Source organism: Edaphobacter sp. (genome assembly GCF_035532915.1).
In the GTDB taxonomy this organism is placed as follows: Bacteria; Acidobacteriota; Terriglobia; order Terriglobales; family Acidobacteriaceae; genus Edaphobacter.
On sequence record NZ_DATKQC010000173.1, the window covers coordinates 1 to 6,591 of the forward strand.

The 6,591-nt window shown below is 57.9% G+C and carries 8 protein-coding genes and 1 pseudogene; 5 read left to right on the forward strand and 4 right to left on the reverse strand.

Features of this window, described 5'->3' with window-relative positions; translation table 11 throughout:
* From VMU57_RS23000 to VMU57_RS08335, 4 genes and pseudogenes are all read right to left on the reverse strand, one after another.
* Nucleotides 1-389, reverse strand: a pseudogene (locus VMU57_RS23000) (IS21 family transposase); the annotation flags it as partial.
* A gap of 113 nt (nt 390-502) precedes the next feature.
* On the reverse strand, nt 503-1,495 hold the full coding sequence (locus VMU57_RS08325; RefSeq protein WP_325382345.1) for a Fic family protein: 993 nt from the start codon (nt 1,493-1,495) through the stop codon (nt 503-505).
* Between the two features lie 454 nt (nt 1,496-1,949).
* The gene (locus tag VMU57_RS08330) at nt 1,950-2,096 is read right to left on the reverse strand and encodes a hypothetical protein (RefSeq protein ID WP_325382347.1); all 147 of its coding nucleotides are present in this window, start codon (nt 2,094-2,096) and stop codon (nt 1,950-1,952) included.
* A gap of 281 nt (nt 2,097-2,377) precedes the next feature.
* Nucleotides 2,378-2,950, reverse strand: a complete 573-nt coding sequence (locus VMU57_RS08335) for a hypothetical protein (protein ID WP_325382348.1) — start codon at nt 2,948-2,950, stop codon at nt 2,378-2,380.
* Here VMU57_RS08335 and VMU57_RS08340 point away from each other — a divergent pair.
* The 5 genes from VMU57_RS08340 (at nt 2,949) to VMU57_RS08360 (ending at nt 6,492) form a co-directional block, all read left to right on the forward strand.
* Nucleotides 2,949-3,536, forward strand: coding sequence for a hypothetical protein (locus VMU57_RS08340; protein ID WP_325382350.1), 588 nt, complete (start codon nt 2,949-2,951; stop codon nt 3,534-3,536). The two genes, VMU57_RS08335 and VMU57_RS08340, sit on opposite strands and share 2 nt — an antisense overlap.
* 5 nt (nt 3,537-3,541) lie before the next feature.
* Entirely contained in the window at nt 3,542-4,048 is a 507-nt protein-coding gene (locus VMU57_RS08345; RefSeq protein WP_325382352.1) for a hypothetical protein, read from the forward strand.
* Between the two features lie 148 nt (nt 4,049-4,196).
* A complete protein-coding gene (locus VMU57_RS08350; RefSeq protein WP_325382354.1) occupies nt 4,197-4,673 on the forward strand; it encodes a hypothetical protein in 477 nt (158 codons plus the stop codon).
* Between the two features lie 17 nt (nt 4,674-4,690).
* On the forward strand, nt 4,691-5,569 hold the full coding sequence (locus tag VMU57_RS08355; protein WP_325382356.1) for a site-specific integrase: 879 nt from the start codon (nt 4,691-4,693) through the stop codon (nt 5,567-5,569).
* A 203-nt stretch (nt 5,570-5,772) separates the two neighbouring features.
* A complete protein-coding gene (locus tag VMU57_RS08360; protein ID WP_325382358.1) occupies nt 5,773-6,492 on the forward strand; it encodes a metallophosphatase domain-containing protein in 720 nt (239 codons plus the stop codon).
* Nucleotides 6,493-6,591 lie beyond the last annotated feature (99 nt).

A 6,591-nucleotide genomic window follows, 5' to 3' on the forward strand; every position in this document is an offset into this window, starting at 1 on the left:
GCCTCGCCGCCAAACTGGTAGGACTGAGGTACGAAAACCTCGTGGCCCAGCAGCCCCATGGCTTGCTTCCGCTGCCGCACATACTCACGGACCGTGGACTCGGCAACGGCGACTTCTGGCTTCTCCTGCCGCAGACGCGCCCAGATGCGGCGTGCCGTGTGTCGCTGCTTGCGCGGCGCCCGGCGATCTGCCTCCAGAATCGCGTCTATGAACGGCAGCGCCGCCGCCAGCTTCGGCCGCTCACGTTCCGGCCTTTTCCGCTCCGGAGGCACTGCGCTGGTCAAAGCCCGACGCACCTCCCGCCGATGTACTCCCAATCGCCTCGCCACCGCGCGGATCGTCCCGGCCCCATGCTCGTACTCTCGCCGGATCTGCTCGTATAGCTCCACCTTGCTCCTCCTTGTGGCCAAGCCGTCCTCGTTTCCGGGAACTGAAACCCCGAAACAAGATAACGGGCGCCGCCTTCAGGTGGGGCCAAATCAGACCATCGAAAGGGGCCAACTCAGAGTAGCGAAATCAACTCGGGCTTGAGCTTTCTACTCTGGGCAACATATTTCTTGAAGCGTTCCGCCAGCCCCTCAATCTCGAACAAACCAGACATGAACGCAACTTGGTCGAGGCACACTCTCAGAAACCATAGGGAGAATTCCTTTAGGGCGCGAAGCGAGAGATTGCCTCGCCCATCAAGATCATTCATGCGTGGCGTGTCGGCATAATCCATCATGCTTTTGTATTCACTGCGACTCTCGATTCCGCGTGCCAAACCACGAGAGATACTCCACAACCCGTGCGCACCAATGCCGGCGCCGTGCGCCATGGCATGACTCATCAGTCGGCTCACCCGGCCGTTGCCATCGGGAAACGGATGAATATAGTTCAACCGATGATGTGCTGCCGGAATGGACAGGATGCGCGATCCTGGACCGAGTTCCTGCTGGCGATAACGAATCTCGAAATGCCGCATGAAATCAGGAACCCGGTAACTCGATGGCGGCAAGTGCTGGCCGACTTGAACGTCGTGTTCCGGTAGTGAGCGCCATTCACCTGGTTGCATGACGAACTGGCGATCTTCTGCCTTGATGATCAACATGGATTCCGGGGCATCGCGATAAAACTCATGATGGAGAAAGCGCAGGAACTCGGATGAAGTTGGGTCAGGGAGAGTGCCTTCACGAAACTGCCTATCCACTTCGGCCTGCACGCGCACGTGGGCTTTGGCCTCAAGCTGAAGATCGCGCCGTTTCTGATCAGGATCAAGTTGGCCGGAAAGCGCCCGTTCGATGTCGCGCGGACGGGTGTGGTGACCTTCGATCAGATTGCTGTAGTAGGTGTTCATGATGCGCACCAAGTCAGCAAGGTTTGAGGCCGTCTTCGGGTGTAGTGCCTTACCGAGAGCGGCTGTTTTCGCAGCCAGCTCCGCAATCGCGTCCATAATGTCGACCGGCGCATCATTGAGCAACGCAGGCTCGATCCGATCAGGGGTTTCAATCGCCATAATTCGATTTTAGGTCACATTGGCCGAAGTTCTTCTTTTCGACTCTATTCATTTTAAGAACATTAAAGAATTTTTCTGGTTATTTTGGCCGATCTTTTGGCCGATCCTTGCAGAGATCGCCATATTGAGTGCCATTCCGATTAAGAGCGGATTCCGGCCGTTTATGGCTACAAATAAGTTATTTATATTCATACAGGTGCAAGACTATTGCCGAAAGATTGGCCGATCTTTTGGCCGATCTCCGAGATCTCCTAATTGCATTGGGGGGAACCCATGCTCGAGTCAACGCCAAAATCCTCGACATCCCCATCCCTGGAGCCAAATCGCGTGAATGATCAGGGTCATGCTGGTGCCGAACAGGGCCACGCGGCTCCCGATCGGGATCACTCGGGAGCCGATCCGGCTCGTTGAGCTGGGCCAACCTATATAAGGACGGCGACTCCCTCTCTTTGAGTCAAAAAGCATCTGACTCAACTACATGTGCATGAGAAGCGTCCCTCGTCAGCGCCAGCCTCATCGAGCCGGCGATGAACCGCACCACGCCGGTGATGAACAGCGTCATGCCGGCGCAGAACAGGCCCACGCCGATGAACGGGCTCATCACGCCGGTGATGGCGGGGTTGGGGACCCAAAGATCAATCAGGTGGCCTCATCTATACATGTGGGCATATATGGGCCTCCTGCAACCTGCGGCGGAATCTATACGACTGCCGATTCCGCCGCCTCATCCGGTTCACCGAGACGAACGCCAAGTTTAGCCGTGTTGAACCGCTGGATCGCCATGCTCGTCGGGCCTGTTCAGCGGCTCGGGGAAGCGGGCCACGCACGCGTACGCGCCGGCGCCGCCGGTGGGATGGAACTGCGGATTCATAACCCGTCGCTCTATCGCCTTTGCCGCAGCCGCTCGTACTGTTCCTGGGGGAGATTGAGAAAAACCCCGCCGCGCCCCTTGGCGATCGCCTGGTCGAGAGCCTGGCGGCTGGCCAGGTCCGGCAATCCGCCGCCGCGCTCGACGAGCCCGATCAGCGTCTCCGAATGGGTCAATACAGGTTTGCGGGGCAGGGAAGTCTTAAGGTCCGGCTCCAGGAACTGGCACTGCCAGCCATTGCGAAGTTGGAAAAACAAATAAATGCGGCGCCGGTCATTCTTGTCGGCCATGCTCACACTATAAGCGAATAAAAAGCGAACAAAATCCACAGCCCGCTTGACGCTGTTTATCCTGGTTTCCGACGCCTGATGAGCGAAGAAGAAGCCAGGTACGGAGCCGGATGGACCGGCGGCGAGCTGGACCTGATCGTCGCCGATTGTTTCGCTATGCTCGCCGACGAGCTGGCCGGCAGGCTCTACGCCAGTGCCGCGCATAACGCGGCACTGCGGGATCTGGTTCCCGCGCAGCCGCGGATCGGTAGAGTTCAAGCTCCAGAGCGTGTCGGCCGTGCTCAAGAAGCTGGGCATGGCGTGGATCTCTTTAGGCCCTTTCGCCCCTAAATTTCAGATCATTTTTTTTCTCGTGGACTTGAATTTCTGCCAGCTCTGTGCCCGAGCGGAAGTTTTGAAAGTTTTATGTAAGTCGTTGAAAAATAGTGATCTGGAACATCTAGCCAGCCACTTTATCAGTGTTGCCTACTGGACTCACGCACCCAGGAGGACCAGGATGGCAGCAAGCAAAAAACAAAAAGCGGGGGGACCGCAGGGCTACCGGCTCGCCTTGCCGGCGGGAGCGGTGCTTCCGTCCGGATTGCCGGCGGCTCTGGAGGATCTGGAGCCGACAACACCAGACGAATCGCCAGCTGGCATCTCCGTCGAATATCCGCGGCTGTGCCGCCGCCTCCGCGATCTCGGGCTGAGATTTCAGCTTGCGTACAACCAGCCTGTCGCCGCCCGGATCGCCGGCAAGAGCGAACGCACCCTCCGGGAATGGTCCCGGAGGGGGAAGATTGCCTGCCATCGTTGTAGCGGCATAGCCAGCACTCCCAGCCCCTATTACACCGCGCGCAGCCTCGAGAGCTACCTGTCGCAGCGCGAACGGGGAAAGGCGTAGAGGCTATGCCTCCCCTCTATCCGGAACAGCGCTACCCGCGGCTCTGGGATCTCCCGCAGTTCGGCGGCACCCTTGCCGCCAAGATCCGCCCAGCCGTGGCCGATCCGGAGGGCGCACTGCGGCAGGGCAAGAGACCATTCCCCCTCTCATTTTTCACTGGGGCCGGCAACGTCATGGAGCGGCTGTTCCCGCCGGGGCTCTCCGAGCCGCGCCCAGTGCGCACCTTAACGTTGATCGCCGCCGGGGTCTCGGCGCGCCGGAGCGATCCGGCGGAAACGCGCCACAGCGCCAGCTCGGCGATTTCCGTTCATGCCCAATATCTGTCCGGCATTCCGGTCCATCCCAAAACCCATTTGGCGTGGACCTGGTCCGTCGCCGAAGCCAACCAAGCGATCGCCGCCGGCGACAACGCCGGTGCGCAGCGCCACGAAAGCACGAGACCGAACAATGCTCAATTCATCCTGTACTGCTCCTGCTGCCCCGCAGGACCCCGCCCTCCTCCGCGACATTAGCGCGCTGGTTTCGAGTTGGGATCCGTCCCGTCCCGTATCCGACCTGATCGCCGCTTTGAGCGACAGGTCCAACCTGGCTGCTCCAGCAGCTGTCTCGCACAAAAAACGAAAGAGAGGTAAGCGTATGTCGGCGCGCAGGGGCCAGAAAGTGAAGATCGAGCCACATGGCGGTTGGTACACGTTCCGGGCGCGCGTCGATGTCGAGGGCCAAGTGAAACGTGTATTCAGACGCTTCAAGATTTCCCCGATTGATCCTGCAGATCCCCGCTGGCTGAACGATTCGCAGTGCTATCACGAGGCCTGCAAGATGATGGCGGCGATCGAAGGCAGAAACGACGAAGTAGTCGAAGGTGAGGAAAAAGGAGGATCCGGCGATTACGTCATTGAGCCCTTCAAGCCGCCTGTTCCGACATTCGCGCAGCAGGCCAAGGCTTTGATGCAGGAATTCAAAGATCCGAACGACCCTAAAGCGCGGTCCACGCAGGGCAATTCGGCCTCTTACTTGAAGGTGTGGTTGCTTCCGATGCTGGGAGATTTGCCGCTCGACAAAATCAACAACACGCACTTGAAAGACCTGGTCGCCTGGATGAAGAAAGGCGGCCCGATGCCAACCCGAAAGGAATAACCCGAGAGGAGTAAGAAATGCTAATCGAGAATTCTGACGAACAGCAAGAGTCTAGGGAGAGGGGGCCGCTAAAGCCGGGGACTATAAACAGGATTGTTACGTTCATGAAGCGAGTTGTAGGGTCAGCAGTAGATGTCCACGGCAAACAGCTCTATCCGTACGAATGGAACAACCACTTCGCAAAGGTGCCAGTGGTCACCACGAAGAACACTAAGAGGCCAGCGATCCTCCCCGAGATCATGACCGGCTTGGCGAGGATTGAAAATATCATCTACCGCGTTCTCTTCATTCTGTTGGGTGCGACAGGCGCACGGATCGGGGAAATACTGGCTGTCGAGATCGATAAGCATATCTCCCCCGATTTCCGCACAATTTCAATCGAACAGAAGGTGTACGGAGGTGTCGTCGAAGCTCGGCTCAAGACAGAAGCAAGCTGGCGCCAGGTAGATCTGCATCCGGCCATATCAGCGCTGTTGAGATGGTTCGTGGATGGGCGCACCACTGGATTCTTGTTCCCAGGCGCTTTTGGGGACAAGCCGATCAGCTATACCTGCGTGCGTGAGCATCTGCTCCGAGAGTTAGCGGCGCTCGGCTATGAGAATGACTACGATCAAAGCTCCGATGCCGGCACCCACATATTCCGCCGCTTCCGCATCACGTATCTCCGGAACTTCACAGGATGCCCGACAGGTCTGCGCAAGTTCTGGCTGGGGCACGGCGATGGCGAGGACGAGGACGACCGGGATGAAATGGGTGGCTGGTACGACAGGATCGGGCTGGACAGGCCCTTCCGCCTGAAGAAAGCAGAGGAGTTCGGATTTGGGTTCGAGTTGCCGTCTGATGCACCCAATGTGCCCAAAATTCTGCTTCGGAAGAGGCGTAAGAAAGGCAAGTAGAATCAGCAAGATAACTGAGGGGCGAAAGCCCCTCGTTCTTCTACCCCCAGGAGATGCATTGGTTAAGGTAACTTACTGATATTAAAAGACTTGCTCTCACAACCTCCTTACGCAACATTTCACTCGAGTGTACCCAACTGTACCCAAGTGTGGTTTCTGTGCCTCGCCGATACGTCATAGCCGCAGGAACGTGGTGCGGCAGTTTGGGCAGAACCATTCGCATTAACACGACGGGAAGGGAGGCGGCATTGAATTCGAAAGCCGAGTCGGAAAACAGAGCCAGCACGATCCGCCTGGTGTTGATGAGCGATACTCACGGTCACCATCGCGACGTTAAGGTCCCTGGTGGGGACTTACTCGTTCACGCCGGGGATTTCACCTTCTTCAACGGCAGCACTTTCGCTATCCAGGATTTCAATGACTGGCTGGGGCAATTGCCGCACAGGAGCAAGGTGCTGATCCCCGGCAACCATGATTCCGGATTTGTTGATCCCGCATTCCGCGAACTCATCACCGAGGCAACTCTGCTTATCAACGAAGGAACTGTGATGCAAGGGATCAGAATATGGGGCTCTCCATGCACGCCCAATGACTGGGGAGTTTTCGGGCCCGCTACAGATCGAGAGCGGGAGGCGCTGTTCTCCCGGATTCCCGAGGACACAGATATCTTGATCACCCACGGTCCGCTGCGGGGAATTCTCGACAGGGCTTCGCGGCAGAAGAAGTCTCAGGGATGCGACCAGTTGCTGGCGGCCGTTCGCCGCGTCAGGCCTCGCCTGCACGTTTTCGGTCACATTCATCAGGAATACGGCATGCTCGATTCCGCCGGCACGCTGTTCGTGAATGCTGCGCTTGCTGGGCCTGACTACGCCGTCACGAAACGCCCGGTCGAGTTTGAGATGCCATTGCGTCGCGTTCAATAGTTTCCCCACAGCACCACACAGCAAGGCGAGAAGAGGGCAACCACAACAACCTATTGCCGTCGCAGTTTGCGAGTCAGGGGGTGCTTCCAAGCACCCCCT